Here is a 20,175-nt window from a genome sequence, read left to right on the forward strand (position 1 = left end):
GTTCAGCAAAAGAAGTGTTTTCGTTTAGCTGTATGCGTAATGCAAGGGTATTAAGATAAAACCCGATCTGTTCCGTCAGGTCTGCATGCTCCCTGCCGGCAACGGGGCTGCCGATGATAATATCTTCCTGGTTGCTGTTGCGATGCAGCAAGGCTGTAACGCCTGCCAGCAGGCCCATGAACAGGGTTGAACTTTGCTCGAGGCAAAGGGATTGTAGCGCCGCTGCCACTTTAGGTGCAACAGGTTTAATGATACTGTTGCCGTTATAGGTTTTGAGTGCAGGCCTGGGTTTGTCAAGCGGTAGTTCCAGCACGGGCAAAGGCGCCTGTAACTGCTGCAGCCAGTATTGCCGATGCTGCTCCTGTGTTTCGCCACTAAGTTGCTGCTGCTGCCAGCAGGCATAGTCTTTATATTGTATAGCCAGCGGCTGTAACTCCATCTGCTGGCCGGTGATAGCGCTATTGTAAAACTGTAGCAGTTCCTTAATCAGGATGTCCATAGACCATCCATCACTACAGATATGATGCATCAGATAGGTGAATACCCATTTATCATCAGCGAGCTGGTATAAGGCGGCGCGCAGCAGTGGTCCGTTTTTCAGGTCAAACGGTTGCCGGAGATTCTGTTGTACATGCTGGTCTACCAGTTGCGGCATGGCACGGAGGTCTAGTATGCTAACAGCGAAGGTGCTTGCTTTTTCTACGGAAAGTACCAGCTGTCTGGGTTCTCCCTGTTCGTTCTGCACAAATACGGTACGCAGACTTTCATGCCTGGCTATCAGGTTGTTAAAGGCGGTGTTGAGTGCATCGATACGAAGGCTGCCTTCGAACAGAAACACCCCGGGCATATGATAGGCCACACTGCTTTCGGGGAACTGGCTGAGTACCCAGAGTCTGTGCTGGGAAGACGATAGCGGATAATCTGCCTGAGGGGCAGCGGGCGTAATATTATTAAATGAGATGCTGTTGGCTGCCGCTACAAACATTGCTTGTTGTTGCAATGTTGTTCGGGCAAAAATATCCTTGAGGTCTACTTTAATTTTAAAAGTTCGCTGCAGCTGGTTGGCTAAACGGATGGCCGAGAGGCTATGTCCCCCAAGGTCGAAGAAACTGTCCAGCATACTTATTTTTTCTTTTCCGAGAACTTCCTGCCAGATGCTGACCAGTTGTTGTTCCGTTTCGTTGGCCGGAGCTACGTATACGGCGCGGCCGGAAGTTTGTTCAGTAGGAGAAGGTAATCCGGACTTGTCGACTTTCCCGTTGTGGGTAAGGGGCAGTGTTTCCAACTGAATGAAATAACCAGGATGCATATACGCCGGCAGCTGTGTAGCCAGGAATGACTGTATATCGGCTGTAGATAGTGTCCGTTGGCTGGTAAAATAGGCTGCCAGTTCTTTGTCACCCTCTTTATTATTTACCGCAATGACTACTACCTCACTAATGTTCGGATATGTCAGCAACACATTTTCAATTTCACCGGGTTCTATGCGGTAGCCTCTGATCTTTACCTGTTCGTCTTTTCTGCCGATGAATTGTATTTGTCCATCAGGGAGCCATCTGCCGAGGTCACCGGTTTTGTACATGCGTTGTCCCGGGCGGAATGGATTAGGAATAAATTTTTGTGCGGTGAGTGGTGGATTATTGAGATACTGCCTTGCCAGACCTGCGCCACTGATGCAGATTTCCCCGGGTATACCTACCGGACAAAGCTGCCCCTGCGGAGAGAGAATGAAGATCTCTATGCCGTAGATGGGTTTGCCGATGAGGATGGGAGTATGTTCATCGAGTTCTTTGACGATACATCCTACTGTTGTTTCCGTAGGTCCGTACTCGTTATAGACTTTTACCTGCGGATTAAGTGATTTGAGTGTACGTACCTGCTCCGTTGTTACCTGCTCTCCCCCTAGAATAGCGGTGTTGATGGCCGTTTCGGTGAGGTTCAGCTGTGCGATCATGTTCACATGCGAGGGAGTGACCTTTATCGCATTTACACCACTGCGGGGATCACAGCATTGTTGCAGTACGGAGGCAATGTCCAGTTGTTGATTATATACTGTGAGTGTCCCTCCGGATGTGAGCGGACAGAATATACTGGTGATAGACAGATCAAAAGAGATGGAGGTAAAGAGCGCAAAGTGAGGCGCTTGGCCATTGTTGAAGTACCCGGCATTAGCCCATTGTATATAATGAGATAGGTTGGCATTGGTCATAGCACAACCTTTAGGCTGCCCTGTAGATCCGGAAGTGTAGATCACATAAGCGAGATTATCGCCGGGAGTATCAGTCCCAACAGCCTTATCCGCTTCCGGAAGTCCGTCCAGCTGGGCATCAACCGCAAATACGGGTCCCTGATAATAATCAATATCAAATATATAATCTGTCTGAGTGATCAGCAGCACGGTGGCTGCATCCTGAATGATATACTGTTTGCGTGCTGGTGGGTATACCGGATCTACCGGAACAAAAGCAGCACCAGCTTTTAAAACCGCCAGCATGGCAATGATGGTCTTTTCGGAGCGGTCCATCATGAGCGCTATGCGTTGGTCCGGCAGGATATTGTACTGTGTTTTGATATAAGATGCCAGCCGGTCAGAAGCCTCGTCCAGCTGGAGATAGGAGAGAACAGTGTTTTCAAATATTACAGCCGTGGCCTGCGGGTGTTGTGTTACCTGTTTTCTGAATAACGTTAAAACAGGAATATAACCATCGTAGAGTGCGGGAGTAGTATTAAAATCTTTTAGCAACAACTGTTGTTCTGCTTCCGGAATATAGGAAAGCTGACCGATAACCTTGTCAGGTGTGCTGATACCCGCTGCCATCAATTCTTCCAGCTGGGTAAACATGCGATGGACAGTCGCTTCTTCAAACAAATCAGTATTATATTCCAACAACAGGTCTAGTCCTTCTGCTGAATCTATAAAAATAAAGGTGAGATCAAACTTACTGACTGCTGGGGCTCCCGTATCATAAGTGCTAATCCTGAGCCCCTGGAGGGTTTTAGCCGTGGTTAATGCCCGATGTTTATTATCATGATAATCTACCAGGACGTCAAACAGCGGGCTGCGGCTCATGTCCCGCTGCAGTGCCAGATCATCCAGCAATTGATCAAAAGGATAGGACTGATGCCGGTATGCCTGTAGGGTTGTTTGTTTTGCGTGTTGCAGGAGTGCTGCAAAAGAAGTGTTTTCACCCAGTTGCATGCGCAGTGCGAGCGTATTCAGGAAAAAGCCGATTTGTCGTTCCAGGTCAGCATGTTCCCTGCCTGCAATCGGGCTACCGATAATAATATCCTCCTGGTTGCTGTTGCGATGTAGTAAGGCTGTAACACCTGCCAGTAATCCCATGAACAAGGTAGCATCCTGCTGGCGGCAGAGCGCATGCAGACCGGCAGCTACCTGCGGGCGGACTGTTTTTCGGATGCTGTTGCCATTATACGTCTTCAGTGCAGGTCTTTGTTTGTCAACCGCTAACTCCAGCACAGGCAGCGGACCTTGCAGCTGCTTTAACCAGTATTGTTTATGCTGTTGTAAGGCCTGTTCACCCAGCTGCTGTTGTTGCCAGCAGGCATAGTCTTTATATTGAATAGTCAACGGTTGTAGCTCCGGCTGCTGGCCGGCTGCATAACTGTTGTAGAACAATAACAGTTCCTGTATCAGAATATCCATCGACCAGCCATCGCTACAGATATGATGCATGACATAGGTAAACACCCAATGGTCATCTGCAATCTGATAGATGGCTGCATGCAATAGCGGGCCTTGGGTAAGATTAAAAAACCGCTCGAAATCCTTTTGTATATGTTGTTGTAATAAGTCCTGTTGCTGTGGTGCATTCCGCAGATCTGTATAAGAAGGGCTGAAAGCAGCTACCGCTTTTTCTGCGGGCAGAATCACCTGTCCCGGCTCACCTTCTTCATCTTGAAGAAATATTGTCCGCAGGCTTTCATGACGAGTGATGAGGTTTTTAAAAGCAAAGGAGAGTGCTTCCATTTCAAAGGTGCCTTTAAAGGAATAGGCCGCCGGCATATTATAAGCCCTGCTGACATCCTGTAACTGGCCCAATACCCAGAGTCTGCGCTGCGCTGAAGAAAGGGGGTAGAACGCCTGCGGCTGTGCAACCGGAATCCTTGCACCAGACATGTCTGCAGCTGTGGTGGGTGCATTGTCCAGCAGTATCTGCAGGAGGTCCTGTTTTCTTCGTTTTATTTCTGCAATCAGTTCAGGGTCTACAGCAGCATTACTGGCAAATACTTTCAGCTCACCGTCTATGATCTCCAGAAAAATATTGTTGTCCTTTATTTTATCCAGGAAGTCTCTCATATCTCAATTTGTATTAACTGTTCTCTGTTTTGTGATTGTTTGTTTTGATGATGCAACAGCAGAATCTGTTCTGCCACGCCTTCAATTGTTGGTCTCCGGAATATTCCCTGGATATTGAGTTGTACCTGGAAATCTGCGTTGATCCTGGATATGAGCCGCATGGCTTTGAGGCTATGGCCGCCGAGATCAAAGAAGTTATCCTGAACGCTTATCTTTTCTTTCCCCAGCATTTCCTGCCAGATGTATTGTAACTGTTGTTCCGTATCGTTGCGTGGCGCTACATATTCCGTGGTACTTCCCGAATGGCCCGCTGTAGGAGGTGGCAGTTGTTTTTTGTCGATTTTACCATTAGCATTTAACGGCAGTGCAGGCAGTTGTATGTAATGCGCCGGTAACATATAAGCCGGAAGGCTGGCCGACAGATGAGAACGGAGCTCGGCCGGCTGCAACTCCTGGGCGCTGACGATATAGGCTGCCAGCTCTTTTTCACCATCCGGGGTGGTGGTGGCAATAACGACTGCATCGGTAATATCAGGGTGTTGTTGCAGGCAGTCGGTTATCTCACCGGGTTCTATACGGTAACCTCTGATTTTTACCTGTTCATCTTTGCGGCCCAGATATACGATGTTGCCGTCAGCAGTCCATCTGCCGAGGTCTCCCGTTTTATACAGGCGTGTGCCTGGTTTGAAGGGATTAGGAATGAATTTTTCGGCTGTCAGGGTCGGGTTATTCAGATATCCCATGGCCAACCCGTCTCCGCTCAGGCAGATCTCTCCGGTGATACCCAGTGGTAACAACTGTTGCCCTTCTCCCAGGATATATGCCTGTGTATTGGCGATAGGTTTCCCGATAAGTACGGGGGCTCCGGTATGTAGTCTGTAAAAAGTACTGTAGGTGGTGTCTTCCGAAGGACCATAGAGATTTCGTACTTCCATACGCGTTGTATCCAGTAGCTCCAGAAACTGCGGTGGTACCGGCTCTCCGGCCATATTTAATGCAGTGACAGAGCTGAGGTCCACCTGGTCGTTCAGTAAGGTAGCTACAACACTGGGTACAGTGTTTAATAATACCTGGCTGGCAGCGGGTAAATATTGCGGAAGATCCAGTGCACTATCCAGTACCCGGATTTTTTTACCGGTAGATAATGGAAAGAAGAGTTCGAAAATAGAAAGATCAAAACATACGGATGTAGCACTGAACAGTGTTTCAAAGACTGTGTCGCTAAATTCCTGCTGACACCATTTGATGAAAGCGAATGCATTACGGTGTGTGATCATTACGCCTTTAGGCCTTCCGGTAGAACCGGAAGTATAGATCACATATGCCATATGATCCTGCTGTGGATGATCGACAGGATTGTTGTGAGAATATTGTTGTTGTACACTACAGAATGTATCCAGCAGCTGCTCATCTACTACTACCGCACATTGCGAATCTGCCAGCATATAATCCTTACGCTCTTGCGGATACACCGGGTCTATAGGTACATAAGCAGCACCTGTTTTGAGGACGGCCAGTATGCTGATGACGAGCCACTGGCTGCGGGGCATACAAATAGCCACCAGGTGTCCAGGCTGTATCTGATGTTGTTCCTGTAAGAACGCAGCGAGCTGATTGGCCTGCTCATTCAGTTGCCGATAGGATAAAGCATGTTGTTGGTATAACAGGGCTGTGGCCTGTGGTGTAGCAACAGCCTGTGTTTCGAACAGGCTCAGTATAGTCTGGCCGGATGGAATGTTGAGCTGGTTATCATTAAAAGTAACCAGCTGTTGTTGCAGCTCGGCCTGTCCAAGATATTGTACTGTATTAACAGGCTGGGATGGAATAGCGCTAACGCTTTCCAGTAGCTGTGCCAGATGGTCTGCCAGTCTGTTTACAGTTTCTTTTTTATAAAGGTCTGTGTTGTACGACAGATGCAGTGTCAGGCCTCCGTCGACCTCTGTAAATTCAAACAGCAGATCAAACTTACTGGCTTCATTGGCTGCCTGTTGGTATTTAGTGATATTAAAGGAACCGGGTCCCTGAATATTTGATTCGAGATTAAAATCATTGTTCTGCAGAATGATCATCACGTCAAACAATGCACTGCGGCTCAGATCCCGTTGAAGTGGCAGCTCATCGATCAGTTGATCAAAGGGGTAGGCCTGATGCTGATATGCATCCATGGTCACTTTCCGGGCATGTTGCAACAGACCGCTGAAAGTAATGTCTTTATCAAACTGCATGCGAAGCGCCAGGGTATTGAGATAGAAACCTATCTGTCCTTCCAGGTCGGAATGTTGCCTGCCGGCAATAGGAGTGCCGATAATGATATCCCGCTGATTGCTGTACTGGTACAACAATGCATTGACACCCGCCAGCAATCCCATAAATAAAGTGATGTCCTGTGTCAGGCAGTTTGTTTTGAAGGCATGGAGCAGGGCGGCCGGAATATGTTTGCTGACAGTGCTGCCGTTGTACGTTTTTAGTGCTGGTCTTGGAAAGTCCGGCTGTATCTCCAGCACGGGAACAGGCCCCTGCAGCTGTTGCAGCCAGTATTGACGGTGCTCCTGTAATATGTCACTGCTGAGCTGCTGTTGTTGCCAGCAGGCATAGTCCTTATACTGGACAGGCAACGGTTTTAAATCGGCGGCCGTTTCTGTGATATAGGCGTTGTAAAAAGAGAATAATTCTCTGATAAGAATACCCATTGACCAGCCATCACTACAGATATGATGCATCACATAGGTGAGTATCCACCGGTTATCTGCCAGCTGATATAAACCGGCCCGCAGCAAAGGTCCGCGGCCGAGATCGAAAGGCTGCTGGAAATCCTGTAGGATGTATGGATCTGCTGCTGATGGTGTATGCCGGAGATCATGATAGCTGATTTGGAAAGCGGCATTGTCAGCAGGTTGTATCTGTTGCCTGGGCTCACCTTGAGCGTCCTGTATAAAAATAGTCCGCAGACTTTCATGGCGTGTGATCAGACTATTGAAGGAAAAGTCAAGTGCAGCTTTGTCTACCTGTCCTTCCAGCATATAGGCCCCTGGCATGTTATAGGCCACGCTGCTTTCGGGGAACTGGCTCAATACCCACAATCTGCGCTGTGCAGAAGAGAGGGGATAATTTTGTGCGGGGGCAGCAGGTGTAATCGCCACAAAGGATGTTTTCTGCGCCTGTGCTATCAATGCTGCCTGGTCTTCCAGTACGGCTACTTCAAAAAGATCTTTCAGATCAATTCTTACCTCAAACACTTTATGCAGGCGGGTAGCCAGATGTGTGGCCTTCAGGCTATGTCCCCCGAGATCAAAGAAGTTATCCTTAACGCTGATGTGTTCTTTTTTAAGAATGTCTGCCCATATGGCTTGCAGCTGCTGTTCTGTTTCATTGCGGGGTGCGATATAGGGCACGCCATTTTGAGTGCTGTCTGCTGCTGGAAGCGGTAGTCGTTTTTTATCTACCTTGCCGTTTGCATTCAACGGCAATACAGGTAACTGTATGTAATGCGACGGCATCATGTATGCCGGCAGGGCATCCGACAAATGATTACGTAGTTCGGTCGTCTGTAGTTCCTTCGTACTCACAAAATAGGCTGCCAGTTCTTTTTCACCTTCCTGGCTGGTAATAGCGGTGACCACCGCATCGGTAACATCCGGATGTTGCAGCAGGCAGGCGGCTATTTCGCCAGGTTCAATACGATATCCCCTGATTTTCACCTGTTCATCTTTACGGCCGAGAAATGCGATGTTGCCATCCGGCATCCATTTGCCCAGGTCTCCTGTTTTGTACATGCGGTCCCCGGGCCGGAAAGGGTTAGGGACAAACTTTTCGGCCGTGAGTGCCGGATTGTTGAGGTATCCGTCTGCCAGTCCGTCGCCGCTGAGGCAGATTTCTCCGGTAACACCTACAGGTACCAGGGCATCCTGTTCATCGAGGATATACGCCGTTGTATTGCTGATAGGCTTCCCGATGGGGATATCCGTAAGTGGTGCATTAATACGGTAGGTGAGTGAAAAGGTGGTATTCTCCGTAGGTCCGTAACCGTTAATAATGTTCAGTTCCGGATAATGATGCAACAAAGTATTTACATGCTGTGGAGATAACTTGTCGCCTCCGGCCAGTATGGTTTTGAGACCTTCAAAAATAGTGATGTCTGCATCTATCAGCTGGTGGAACCAGCCAGCGGTGAACCAGATGGTGTCCACTTTATTTTCCCTTAGTGTTGCTGCCAGCAGGTGGGATTGCAGCAGTGCTGTTGTGGGGCAGATCACCAGTTTGCCTCCATTCAGCAACATGCCCCAGTATTCAAAAGTGGTGGCATCAAAAGAGAAGGCGCCGGTGGCCAGCAGGGTTTGTTCAGGGGTAAAGGTAATATAGTTGGTATCCTTTACCAGCCTGACCACATTACGATGGGTTACTACCACTCCTTTGGGAGTACCGGTGGTGCCGGAGGTATACATCACGTAAGCCGGGCTGACAGGTGCGTAGTTTACACCGGTGAAAAGCGCTGTGGTACCAGGCTCCAGCACATCGATGGCCAGCATCTTCCCGGTATAATAATCCAGGTCAAAGATAAAATCCGTTTGTGTGACCAGTGTTTTAATGCCGGCATCCTGTATGATAAAGGCTATACGGGATGCCGGGTAGTTTGTTTCTATGGGCACATAGGCGGCGCCGGTCTTCAGCACAGCGAGTATGGCCACGATCATTTTTTCTGATCTGCTGAGCATGATGCCAACCCTTTCTCCTGGCGCTACCTGGTATTGCTGCTGCAGATGAGCTGCCAGCTGACTGGCTTGCAGGTGCAGTTCTTTGTAGGTAAGCTGGCATTGTTCATATACAAGCGCAGTATGGTTTGGTGTATGATTGACCTGTGTTTCAAACAGTTCGAAAATAGTTTTATCGCGGGGATAGTCAGTCGTGTTCTGGTTGAAGGTTTCGAGTAGCAGTTGTTGTTGCTGCGAGGGTAGATAGTTTAATTGTTTCACCGGCGTACCTGGCTGCTGAAGCATAGCCTCCATGAGGCTTTCCAGATTGTCGGCCAGCTGGAGGATAGTAGCTTCACTAAACAGGTTGGTGTTGTAGATGAAAAGCGCTTCTATTTCATTATCAACTTCAGCAAATTCAAATGAAAGATCAAATTTGCTGGTCGTATGTTCCTTTATATAATTTTGAATATGCAGATGATGAAACTGTTGCAGATATTGATAGTTGGCATCCATATTCTGCAGTACTACCGTTACATCAAAAACAGGATTTCTGTTCCTTTCAAATTCAATACCCAATTCATCTATCAGCTGGTCAAAGGGATAGGCCTGATGTCTGAAAGCTCCCAGTGTAGTGTCTTTGGCCTGCTGTAATAAACTGCTGAAAGAGCTGTTTTCTTCCAGCTGCATCCGTAGTGCCAGGGTATTCAGGTAACAGCCGATCTGTTCTTCGAGATCGCTGTGTTCTCTGCCAGCCAACAGGCTGCCGATCATAATCTGCTGCTGATGCGCATAGCGATGCAGTAACGTGGTGACTACTGTGAGTAACCCCATGAAGAGCGTGGCCTCCTGTTGCCGGCAGTATGTTTTTAGTCTGGTCGTCAGACTGCTGTTCAGTTTTGTGCAGACGCTGCTGCCATGGTAGTTTCGGGTGGCGGGTCTGGGATAATCCAATGGTAACTCCAGTACTGGTAAAGGTCCTTGCAGTTGTTGCAGCCAGTATTGCCGGTGTTCCTGCAAGGCGTTGTCCTGAAGCTGCTCCTGCAGCCAGCAGGCATAATCTTTATACTGGATAGGCAGTGGCTGCATATCCGCTGAGGTACCACTGATATATGCATTGTAAAAGCTAAGCAGTTCTTTGATGAGAATACCCATCGACCATCCATCACTACAGATATGATGCATCACATAGGTAAATATCCACCGTTCATCAGCCAGTTGATATAAACCAGCCCGTAATAAAGGCCCCTGGCTGAGTATAAAAGGCTGCTCAAAGTCCTGTTGGATGAATAGTTCAGGAGCAGCTGTTTCCAGCCGCAGGTCAAGATAGCGGATGCTGAAATTTATTTCTGCTGTATTCAGTATCCGTTGTCTTGGTTCTCCCTGTTCATGCTGTATAAAAACCGTACGTAGTATTTCATGACGGGCTATCAGGCTGTTGAAAGCAAAATCCAGTGCGGCCTTGTTGACAGGCCCTTCAAAGAGATATGCCCCCGGCATATTATATGCCACATTGCTTTCGGGGAACTGGCTTAGTATCCATAACCTGTGCTGTGCGGAAGATAGGGGATAGTCCTGTGCTGGCGCAGCAGAAGAGATGGCGTTAAAGGTACTTTTCTGCGCGCTGGTTATCAGTGCGGCTTGATCTTCCAGTACTGCAACCTTAAAGAGGTCTTTAAGGTCTATTGCCACTTCAAATGTTTTATGGATCTGAGTTGCCAGCCGGCTGGCTTTCAGGCTATGGCCGCCCAGCTCAAAGAAATTGGCTTTAACACTTATTTTTTCTTTACCCAGCATTTCCTGCCAGATCTCCTGCAGCTGCTGTTCGGTATGGTTGCGGGGAGCAACATATTCTGTTAGGCCGTCAGCATGATTAACATCAGGAAGAGGCAGTTGTTTTTTATCGACTTTACCATTGCTGTTTAAGGGCAGAGCAGGCAGCTGTACATAATACGCTGGTACCATGTATGCCGGAAGGCTTTCCGACAGGTATTGACGGATCTGTGCTGGTGCCAGTTCCCGGTCGCTCACGAAATACGCGACAAGTTCTTTTTCTCCTCCGGGTGTGGTAAACGTAGTGGCCACCGCCCCGGTGATATCGCTGTGCTGTTGCAGACAGATGGTTATTTCACCGGGTTCAATACGGTACCCTCTGATCTTTATCTGGTCATCTTTACGGCTGACAAAGATGAGATTACCATCTGGCAGCCATCTGCCAAGGTCTCCTGTTTTATACAGGCGTGCGCCCGGTATGTAGGGATGGGGAACGAATTTTTCAGCAGTGAGGGTTGGATTGTTGAGGTAACCGTCCGCCAGCCCGTCACCACTCAGACAGATTTCTCCGGTAACACCCACCGGCATCAGCTGTAGCTGATCTCCCAGTACATAGGCCTGTGTGTTGGTCATGGGCTTGCCAATGAGTACCGGATATGCCGGGTCTAACCTGAAACCGGTGCTAAAGGTGGTATCTTCCGTAGGGCCATACAGACTGCGAACTTCTATGCGCAGAATATCCAGCAGCTGTATAAAGCTGGGTGGCGTTGCTTCTCCGGCCATATTGATAGCATTGACCATGCTAAAGTTTGTCTGGTCGTTCAGCAATGAGCCTATTACACTGGGTACCGTGTTTAAGAATACCTGTTGGGCTGTTGGCAAATATTGCGGAATAGCCAGGGCATTTTCCAGCAACCGTATTTTTTTACCGATAGATAAAGGGTAAAACCATTCAAAGATAGAGAGGTCAAAGCAGGCGGAGGTGGCACTGAATACGATATCGAATACGGTGTTGCTGAATTCCTGCTGGCTCCATTTAATAAACGTATATGCGTTCAGGTGAGTGAGCATCACCCCTTTGGGTTTGCCGGTAGATCCTGACGTGTAGATCACATAGGCCACATCGTTTTGTGAAGCACGATGGACCGGATTGGTGACAGGATATTCGTGCTGCAGAGACCTGAATGTGTGAAGTAGTTGTTCATCCACTACCACGGTACATTGTGAGTCGGCCATCATATAATCCCTGCGTTCCTGCGGATACAACGGATCTATTGGTACATAGGCAGCACCCGTTTTGAGGATAGCATACACACTGATCAACAGCCACTTATTACGGGGTATACACAGGCCCACCAGCTGACGCGGTTCTACCTGATGATGCTGTATCAGGAAAGCGGCCAGCTGATTGGCCTGTTCATTCAGTTGCTGATAAGATAAGGTCTGTTGCTCATATAGCAGAGCAACGGCTGCAGGAGTCTTTGCAGCCTGTATTTCGAAGAGGTCAACTACTGTTTGGTCTGATGGTAGAGATATGCTGGTATCATTAAAAGTAACCAGCAGTTGATGTTGCTCTTCTGCTGACAGGAATGAAATATTGTGAATGGGCGCAGTGGGTTGTTGTAGCAGTGTTTCCGTCAGATGGATAAAATGCTGCATGATTTTATCAATGCTGTAGCCGGAAAATAAATCCTGACGATAGTCTACGGATAAAAGGAGGTCCGCTTCATCTGAATAAGACAACAAATGGAAAACAAGATCTTCCTGCTGCTCTCCGCTATGAAGATAATGGATAGATGAGGAAAGATCGCTCCAGCCTGCATCATAGGTGTTTTTCTGAAAAGAGAAAACGATGTTGTAGATGTTGCCTTTTTTGTCCAGCGCCTCCAGCAGGTCGTACAATGAAAAACGCTGGTGCCGGTAACATTCCTTCAGCTCATTTTTGATCTGAACGATCAGTGTTGAAATAGAATGGTCGTCCTGTAAAGGTGTTGTAAAGGGTAATGTATTGACGCTGGTTCCGATCATGCGCTTAAACCCTTTGCTACGGCGGTTAAAGACCGGTAATCCGATTATAGGTGTTTCGTTACCATAACATTTGTTCAGGACGAAAATAATAGAAATGAAATAATGAAATACAGTGCAGTTATGGGTTGTGCAGAATTTTTCTATTTGTTCGTATAATGTTCTTTTGATGCTGATTTCCTTGCGTGCTGAAATCGTGGAAGCAGTAGGGGCGGTATTCATGCAGGACTGGAAGGCATTGGCGGCCGGGTGGTTTTTCAACCGGTTTGTCCAGAAATTACGGTCGCTCTGAAAATCAATAGAGCCGCGGTATTGCTCATCGTCTTCAATAAAATCCTGATAGGGTGTTAATTTTTCGATATTCTCATTTCCTTCATATAGCCGTGCTGTATGGTTAAAGAAGAGAGACATGGAATATCCATCAAATATCAGGTGATGCGCTTTGGCATACCAGAAGTATACATCGTCGGAACACTGAATGATAGTGACTTTCAGCAGATTTTTATTGACGTCAAAAGGCTGCTGCATATCGTGTTGCATCCAGCTGTGCGCGCTGTCTGCCGGGGAAGGATTGTCGGAAAAGTTGAGCCTGCTGATATCACATTTAACAAAGGAAGGATTTTCTTCCAATGGCAAATCGTTAAATGCAGTATATCCGGATGTAATAATGTCCATATCCACCAAAGTGGCTTCTATGGCCGATATTAATATGGGGACGTTCAGGTTTCCTTTTATTTCGGCGTAACCGCCTACATTAAAAAGGGCAGATGCAGGAAATATTTTTTGGGTAATCCAGATCGTTCTCTGGACACTCGTTAAGATTTTCATAAGTAGCAATTATTGTCGGCACAAACAATCCTTATTCCCATTGCAGGCAGGGAATAAGGCACCGGTAATGTGGTGTAAGCACAATACGGCGACATACATTTCGAAGGAAATGTTTAAATGATCACTGTCACTTCTTATAAAGGAAAATAAACAGCAGCAGTTACAAAGATCACCTGTTGGCTACAGGATGGGCGTTACTTAATATTCCGGGTTTAATGGATACTAAATAAAAAGGGCATTGAAACAGGGTCCAGTTTTGGTGAAACATGATAATAGTTATTTTTGAGTTTTGTTTTAAATGGCTAACACATACGATACGGGCAGAGTGCTTTCTGCTACTGCTGTATTTAGAATATAATAGTCAGCTATAATTCTTTTCTGAAAATGATTGAGCCAATTTGTCTGTTCCGGGGGGGACGGGGACAGCTATTCGCTTCGGGATTTTTTGTATTAAACGTGTGTTTGTAAATGAAAAGAACTATTCGCTGTAAATGATTTGGTGGCCTGACTGCAATCAAAAATACAAAGATTTGCTAAATAACCAAATCTTTGTCTGGCCGTGATAAAGCTGCAGTATTGATGGAATTTCTTGTAATCCTTTGCAGTATTGAGTTTTGGAAATGCTTCCTGCGGTAATTTTTCAGTGTAATTTTTGCAGTGACGGTAGTATTAATGAATGGTTATATTGTAAGGACTGCAGATACTATGCAGTGGTGATATTGAATGCCTTTGTGGTATTGGGTTTGCCACTGCTGCGCTATTTTTGCAGCAAATTACTGAGTGATAAAAGATATCTAGTGGAGTTGGAGAGATAGATCTTATACCAAAAGAGGGGGTGAGCACATTAGCTCACCCCCTCTTTTGATCTTAAAAATGTTTTTATCGCTTAAAATTTAATCATCAGTTTCTGCGCAAAAAATGTATTGTCTTTATAGTATTCAAAATACCATTCCCCGTTTCTTTTCAGCACGATGCCGTGAGATATATCATTGTCAGCTATAAAATAATCCTGCGCGGAAGTTTTGAGGAGCGTTAAAACTATTTTCGGCGTGGTATCTATCAACTGATATCCATTGGCTGTTGCCTGAGCATACAAGGTGCCGGCTGCTGCCTTTATCTCTTCTGGTTTCGGAGCCGGGGCAGGAGCAGGAACTGATGTTGTAACAGGAGCAGGAGCCGGAGTGATGGCCACTACCTGAGGAACTGTATGAACGGTGCCGTTATAAGCATACGGTACTTCTTTCAGTGACTCAAAAGCATCTCTCAGCGCAAGATTATAGGAGGTCATAAATTCCTTCTCCCTGCTTTTACCTTCTTTACTTTTAAAAAGGATATTTCCCTGGCAATCCTTTAACAGGACTGTAAGATTGGTGACAAAGAGTGATTTCCGCTGTAATACCTCCACATTGAGGGCGTTACATTTATTGCCGGCCAGTTCCTGGGGTACTTTGGGATCATCAAAATAGGCGGTAAATCCTTTTTCTTCCAGGAGGGCTTTGGTCAGGCTGTTTAGCCCGTACTGGTCTTCTTCCTTTGAAAAACTGAATTTTTCCGGTATCAGCACGTATTTGTAGTTATTGATTGTGTTCTGGGCATACCCGGACAATGAAACAAACAGGAGAAGTAATAATGCGTATCCTTTCATATAATAATTTTATCTGCTAATAGTGACGAATATAAGTAAATTACTTGTCAATATTATTATGTATGCGATAAACCCGGGGGCTGGATGGGTAAGTATGTGCAGACATGTGAACTATACGTATATTCCTTTCCGTTAATGCTATCTTGATAAAATATGGGAAAATGGTACATTTGTGTTATTAGTATCATTAGCCTATGCGTATCCACTATCAAAATAGTAAGATTGTTATCCGTGAGTTTCTGCCAGCAGAGTTGTCTATCTTCTGCAAGTTGTTTAAAGATGACAGCGTAACCCGTTATCTGCCTTTCCGGACACCGGAACAGTATATAGAAGCTTTCCATGATGCGCTGGAAGATTATAAAAAAGGACCATTTGGCCGCTGGGGAATATTTGATGCGGTAAACAACGATTTTATCGGAATGTGTCTGGCAAGGTTTTTTGCAGATATGCCTTCACAGGTGGAGATAGGTTATACGCTTAGTCAGGCGTATTGGGGAAAAGGCATTGCTACCGAAAGCAGCAAAGCACTGGTGGATTACTGTTTTACCAATACAGACACCCATGAAGTAGTGGCCGTCACAGACCTGGACAATATCGGCTCTCAGAAAGTGCTGGAAAAGGCCGGGCTCAGGCGGGTGGATAATTTGAAGAGAGGAGATATAGAGCTGGCGTACTTTATGATCCGACGTTCTGACCTATAACTGTATTGTAAATACCAATCCTTATAAGACCATGCAAATAACAATAGCTGATAACAGCCTCCTGATGAATGGAGAGAGCATGCAGTTCCCACTAAACATACAAACATTGCAGCAGGTGTTGGGCAAAGCCAGATACACCAAAACAAAATACAATCATATCTACACATGGGACGAGCTGGGGGTACTGGCTTATTCCCAGAACGGACAGGCAGTGGAAGGGCTTACATTGGATCTGTTGCCCGCGGGTTATCCCTTTTCTCCTGATGCAGCTTTTACGGCGGAGTTCAGCGTAGAACAAACCGCTTATCAGGAGTATTATCAGCAAAATATCGGGCACGTAAGAAAAACGGTAAAAAACGATGACAGCGGAAGCCTGGTGGTCGGGGATATGAACCTGTGGTTTGATATAGAAGATAATGCTATCACCACAGTGGTGATCACTAAATATGTTGCTCCCGCACCAAAGGTCTATTCTGATAAATACAAGTACCGGAAAATTAAAGGAGAGAAAATTGAATTCACAGATTTTAACTTCAAACTGGCAGTGGTACAACAACTGATGTATGAACAAAAACTGCTGAAGCCGGAATTTAATTTATACGAGTTTGTAGAGAACCACCAGGAACGGGAAATAGATATTGAAGCAGAAGGATATGCATTTATACCCGAAGTGCTGGCCTATTTCCAGTCCCTGGAAGTAGATAAAAAATATGCAGAGAAGATTACCGAAATTCACCAGGATGGCGGAGATGAAATTTATGGTCAGCTGCTAAGGTTCTGGGATGGAGAGGACGATACGTTTAATATCAGGGATTTTGAAGATGTTAAACATTTCCCCCATCTCCGGACCATGACGCTTTTTTATGATGCGGACCTCCCTGCCATCAAGGAACAACTGTCTCAGAAAAATATTGTTGTAGAAGAAATCTGAGGACTTGTGTTCTTGCTTTCGGGGAACCTGGTTAACGCATGCTTAGCAACTCCTGTAACCTGATATGTTGTGCTTCAACAATGGGTCTTTTCTCCTTTTCAGCAGCAGTAAGGGCCGCGAGACTCTGAGGAAGGTCTTCTTTTTTACCCTGCTGAAATTGTTCTTCCATGGTTTTTAAGATTGGCTGTAATTCGGTCAGGCCAACACCATTCATCCAGTTAACCAGCAGATGGCTGGTAATGGCGCCCTGCTTATAATCACAGTTCTTCATGGAGACTGTAATCTGTGTGAGGTACTGGTCGATACCTTCCAGATAATGGGCGAATATATGTTCGGCATATTGGGCGTTTCCGGCGTAAACCCTGTTTAATATAGCGGTATCCAGCCTTTCGTCGAATGGGATTGATATCATAGAAACTATAAATAAATTTTATTCTTTTGGCGGTAAAAGTAATTTTAGTAAATTTAAATGTAATGTATAATTTATCCTAATCTGTAATTTTCCTGAAAATTTTGTGGGCAATATATACCTGTCATCGGAAACTGTAACCTCAAAATAAGAGCTTCGGTAATGCATAACGTGATCAAAACCCATATAGCTGGTTTGTATCTTGATTTTATTAATATTGGCACCCAATCGGCTCCTGTAGAGGATAAACCGGCTATCCGGATTATTAATATTCTGGGACTTTTAACGGGTGTGATGGTACTGGGCATAGGCCTGTATTTTTATTCGCTGGTTCCGTCTCTGGCTTTGTTATGTGGCGTAATCACGGAAGGGACTGCTTTTTTGTTTTTAATCTATTTAAATCATAAGGGGCTAAGCAGCATCACGAAATATGCTGTGCTGGGAATACACTGTGCAGGCGCCATTTATTTCGGGGCATTGCTGGGGGCGGTATTGCCTACTACGCTGATGGAAGCTCTCCTCTTTGTGTTTTTGATCGGAGGTTCCTCCCTGATATTCCGTAAAAACAGGGATAAATGGCTGATGGTCCTGATAGGCGCCGTAATACTGATGGAGGTAAACGATTATTATCATGTGATCCGGCCATTGCCGCTCAATCCCGTCAACTACCACCGGTTTAGATGGTGGAGCAATGGTGGTGCTTTGTTTTTGATCATTGCAGTGATATGGTTGCTCATAGATGCCATTAAAGGACATGATAATGCCCGGCGCAAGTTTCTGGCAGATACTTGCCATGAGCTGAGAACCCCTGTCAATGCAGTGTTCCAGTCAGTGCAGCAGGCACAGCGGCATCTGAACAACATCGAAAATAAAGAGGATGCAGTAGTCCTTGAACAGTATATCAAAAGCACCCGGCCAGCCGTGCTTAATGCCATACAAATCCTGAACAGTGTAATAGAGATGTCCAGGATCGAAAATGGAAAATATCCGGTGAATAAGACCGATTTTCTGGTGGTGCCCTGGGTCAGTTCCATCATGGACATGCTGGCCCCGCTCGCAGAAAATCAGCATCAGCGGATTAAACTGACCTATCGGCAAATAGCACCGGTCATTTATACAGACCGGCTAATGGTCTCCCAGATACTCATCAATCTGCTGGCCAATGCTATCAAATACGGGGAAAAGAACGCTGATATTACGCTTTCCCTATCCAGCAGTCCTGAAGGATGGTTTTGTATGGAAGTACATAACAATGGTCATATCCCCGAAGCATTGCAGGCTGGCTTGTTTGAACGTTACCTGACCACCAACGACAATAACAACGATGGCAGCGGCATTGGCCTTGATATCGTACGGAACATCATCACCCGGCTGAATGGTCAGATCTCACTAAAAAGCAATCCGGTCTTCGGTACTTCTTTTCAGGTTGTTCTAAAGGACGTGAAAAGTGAAATGATGAATAATGCTACACTGATTGATGATGAACAACAGCCAGCCACCCATTCTTTCTCAGGCAAGAGGATTCTGATTATCGACGATGACCTGTCTACCTTTAACAGTGTAAAAGTGCTGACCCGTGATTGTTCACTGATACAGGCACAGGATGGGGAAGAAGGTTTAATGAAAGCCCGGACCTTTCATCCGGATCTTATTCTGATGGATCATAAAATGAGTAAGATCACCGGGCTTGAAGCACTTAGGTCTATTAGAAAAGATGAGGTGCTGAAAGAGATTCCTGTAGTGCTGGTAAGTGGGGAAGTGTTCTTCAAAGATGAGTTTTTCAAGGCCGGGGCCGACGGTTTTCTCAGCAAGCCACTGGAACATCAACAGCTGGCATCTGTACTTTTGAATATGTTGCATAAGCCTTCGGTGATGCAATAACGCCAACGGATATACTGTAAAACAACAAATATTATTGACTCAGCGCCGTAGCCTGCCCGGCAGTACACCGAATTTTCTTTTAAAAGCGGCCGTGAAATGATGTGGGTGCTGATAGCCCATCCGTTCCGCCACTTCATTGACATACCATTTCTCTTCCTGCAACAGCCTTCTGGCTTCCTCCATCCTCAGATCATTGAGATAACCGAAAACTGTACAGTTAAACAATGTCTTAAAACCAGCCTTGAGTTTGGTTTGATTGATACAGGCTATGCGCGCCAGGGAGCGCAGTGTACAAGGTTCTTTATAGTGCATGTCCAGATAGGTTTTGACGGCATGCAGGCTTTCGATGTCGGTAGCACTGAGTTTTATACCGGCCGGTTGGTGGTCCAGCTGCTGCACCTGGAGCAGAAACAGCTCCGTGGCCTTCGCTTCCAGATAAATACCCTTGAGATGGCCGGTGTACGGCGCATGTTGCATATCATGGATGATAGTACGCATCGCAGGGGTTATGGAGGCCACAAAATCAAACGCTGGCGCCTGTACGAAATTGGTGTCGCGGAAAGTTGTCATAAAACGGCTGTCTTCCGTATACAGCTGGTCAAAAAAATCTTCCGGTAATGCCAGCTCAAAGAACGACCGGGTCTTATTGCCGGTGGCAGATACCTTCAGGTCGTAAGCCTGGGCGTCTTCGCGGTATACAACAAACTGCTGCGCACCGAAGCTGCGGGTGCTGACAGGGATATGGCCCAGTGGCTCTTCCAAACGAAAATGAGAGACGATGGATGGGCGCTGTGGTTGAAAGGCCAGTGTCTTCTCCTGCATGTTCACATAGCTGGCCCACCGGAGATCGATCTGATGAAAGCCAATAGTGTGCATGCTGAGCTGGTAGCCCGGCTCCTCATGGATAACTTGCCGTTGTTCATACAATGGAGATAGATGCCCTGATTTCATTTCGTCTTTTTACGTTGGTACTGCG

8 protein-coding genes (1 of these 8 cut by a window edge) are annotated in these 20,175 nt (G+C 46.4%); 3 read left to right on the top strand and 5 right to left on the bottom strand.

Annotation, left to right across the window (positions count from 1 at the left end):
- The 3 genes from DF182_RS27860 to DF182_RS27870 form a co-directional block, all read right to left on the bottom strand.
- Positions 1 to 4,318, bottom strand: partial view of a non-ribosomal peptide synthetase gene (locus DF182_RS27860; RefSeq protein WP_113619032.1) — the 5' end (the start) only. 5,489 nt of this gene lie to the left of the window's left edge; the window shows 4,318 of its 9,807 coding nt (coding positions 1-4,318); its start codon is at positions 4,316 to 4,318; its stop codon lies beyond the left edge, outside the window.
- On the bottom strand, positions 4,315 to 13,632 hold the full coding sequence (locus DF182_RS27865) for a non-ribosomal peptide synthetase (protein WP_113619033.1): 9,318 nt from the start codon (positions 13,630 to 13,632) through the stop codon (positions 4,315 to 4,317). Before DF182_RS27865 ends, DF182_RS27860 begins: the two co-directional genes overlap by 4 nt.
- An 886-nt stretch (positions 13,633 to 14,518) precedes the next feature.
- Positions 14,519 to 15,277, bottom strand: coding sequence for a hypothetical protein (locus tag DF182_RS27870; RefSeq protein ID WP_113619034.1), 759 nt, complete (start codon positions 15,275 to 15,277; stop codon positions 14,519 to 14,521).
- A 194-nt stretch (positions 15,278 to 15,471) separates the two neighbouring features.
- On the opposite strand from DF182_RS27870, the gene DF182_RS27875 reads away from it, so the two are divergent.
- Positions 15,472 to 15,978, top strand: coding sequence for a GNAT family N-acetyltransferase (locus DF182_RS27875; protein ID WP_113619035.1), 507 nt, complete (start codon positions 15,472 to 15,474; stop codon positions 15,976 to 15,978).
- Positions 15,979 to 16,009: 31 nt separating this feature from the next.
- On the top strand, positions 16,010 to 16,909 hold the full coding sequence (locus DF182_RS27880) for a DUF6892 domain-containing protein (RefSeq protein ID WP_147243569.1): 900 nt from the start codon (positions 16,010 to 16,012) through the stop codon (positions 16,907 to 16,909).
- Between the two features lie 31 nt (positions 16,910 to 16,940).
- Here the strand turns inward: DF182_RS27880 and DF182_RS27885 are convergent, their stop codons facing one another.
- A complete protein-coding gene (locus DF182_RS27885; protein WP_113619037.1) occupies positions 16,941 to 17,321 on the bottom strand; it encodes a hypothetical protein in 381 nt (126 codons plus the stop codon).
- 159 nt (positions 17,322 to 17,480) lie between these two features.
- Between DF182_RS27885 and DF182_RS27890 the strand changes: the two genes are divergently transcribed.
- Complete coding sequence (locus DF182_RS27890; protein WP_113619038.1) at positions 17,481 to 19,199, top strand: ATP-binding response regulator; 1,719 nt, start codon at positions 17,481 to 17,483, stop codon at positions 19,197 to 19,199.
- A gap of 39 nt (positions 19,200 to 19,238) precedes the next feature.
- Here DF182_RS27890 and DF182_RS27895 read toward each other — a convergent pair whose 3' ends face one another.
- Entirely contained in the window at positions 19,239 to 20,150 is a 912-nt protein-coding gene (locus DF182_RS27895) for a helix-turn-helix transcriptional regulator (RefSeq protein ID WP_113619039.1), read from the bottom strand.
- Positions 20,151 to 20,175 lie beyond the last annotated feature (25 nt).

Source organism: Chitinophaga flava (assembly GCF_003308995.1).
In the GTDB taxonomy this organism is placed as follows: domain Bacteria; phylum Bacteroidota; class Bacteroidia; order Chitinophagales; family Chitinophagaceae; genus Chitinophaga; species Chitinophaga flava.

Coding starts and splice junctions, on each gene's coding strand:
- DF182_RS27865 (WP_113619033.1), bottom strand. CDS start 13,632: ATGAAAATCTTAACGAGTGTCCAGAGAACGATCTGGATTACCCAAAAA.
- DF182_RS27870 (WP_113619034.1), bottom strand. CDS start 15,277: ATGAAAGGATACGCATTATTACTTCTCCTGTTTGTTTCATTGTCCGGG.
- DF182_RS27875 (WP_113619035.1), top strand. CDS start 15,472: ATGCGTATCCACTATCAAAATAGTAAGATTGTTATCCGTGAGTTTCTG.
- DF182_RS27880 (WP_147243569.1), top strand. CDS start 16,010: ATGCAAATAACAATAGCTGATAACAGCCTCCTGATGAATGGAGAGAGC.
- DF182_RS27885 (WP_113619037.1), bottom strand. CDS start 17,321: ATGATATCAATCCCATTCGACGAAAGGCTGGATACCGCTATATTAAAC.
- DF182_RS27890 (WP_113619038.1), top strand. CDS start 17,481: ATGCATAACGTGATCAAAACCCATATAGCTGGTTTGTATCTTGATTTT.
- DF182_RS27895 (WP_113619039.1), bottom strand. CDS start 20,150: ATGAAATCAGGGCATCTATCTCCATTGTATGAACAACGGCAAGTTATC.